This is a genomic window from Mucilaginibacter sp. P2_A4 (genome assembly GCF_056405015.1).
In genome coordinates this window covers 1-1,071 of the sequence record NZ_JBFUCX010000036.1, presented here as the reverse complement: position 1 = coordinate 1,071, position 1,071 = coordinate 1, and the positions used below count along the sequence as shown (strand labels likewise).

Below are 1,071 nucleotides of genomic sequence, written 5' to 3'. Positions count from 1 at the left end.
TGTAAGGGTTTAGTAATTCGGTAACAGAATCAGGTATTTTTATTTGTTGTTTAGGGTGACCATATCGATAGGTTTTTTACCATTGATGCCCTGATGTGGCCGTTCCCAGTTATAATAAACAAGATATTTGAGGAGTTCATCTTCCAGCTCTTCAAAGCTGTCGAAATCGGTATCTTCAATAAGGTCTTCTTTAAGGGTCCTCCAAAAGCGTTCCACCTTGCCGTTCGTTTGCGGCCGATAAGGCTGCATATACCGCCGTTTGATGCCTGTTTCCATTAACATTCGCTCAAAAGGATGGTTCCGCTTTTGCAAACTTGTTGAAGTACCAAACTCCGGGCCGTTATCGGCAATGATCTCCTCGAACTGGATGCCGAACTCCCGTTTGAGCGCCTGCATGCAATGCATGGCAGTGAACATGGTGGTCAGCGCGGTGATGTCTTCCATCACCTGTGCCCAGGCCAGGCGGGAATAATCATCCAGCACGCAAAGCAGATATAACCTCCTATTTTGCCCTCTGATCACACTTTTACTTAGGTGATGACAGTCGATATGTCCTAACTGGCCCATGCGTTCTTTAATGATCTTTCGCTTTATTTCCTTATCCGCCGCATGTAAACGGTTCTTTTGATACCGCTTTAGAATATTGTACACACCAGACGGCGATGGGTTAAAGTTATTTGATTTTTGTTTAAGCTGATAAGCTATTTCAAACTTATTGCAACCTCCCATACGCAGATCAAGCACTTTTTGCTCATCATCCGGGTCAGGTCGCCTGGTAGAATACCTTGGCCCACGCTTAGCGGGCAACAGATCCAGTTCATTACCTGACTGCTTAAAACGGTTATAATACTTTAAAAAACTTCTCGGATCGGTATCATGAGCTGAATAGAAATCTTTGGCAAACCTAAAAATAGTATGTTCACCACGCTTTACCTGTTCATATTCACCGATTAAAAAACGGTACTTGCTCAGGTAATTTCGCTTTAAGGTAAGATCGTTGTTTATGTTCCGCATAACTTTTAGCTTTATTAGTTAAAGCTAATTCTGTTACCGAATTATCTGACCTTTACA

The 1,071-nt window shown here is 42.6% G+C and carries 1 protein-coding gene; it reads right to left on the bottom strand.

Going from position 1 to position 1,071, the window contains the following annotated elements:
* Nucleotides 1–39 precede the first annotated feature (39 nt).
* Nucleotides 40–1,014, bottom strand: a complete 975-nt coding sequence (locus tag AC1DYB_RS30380) for an integrase core domain-containing protein (RefSeq protein ID WP_477440698.1) — start codon at nt 1,012–1,014, stop codon at nt 40–42.
* Nucleotides 1,015–1,071: the final 57 nt, after the last annotated feature.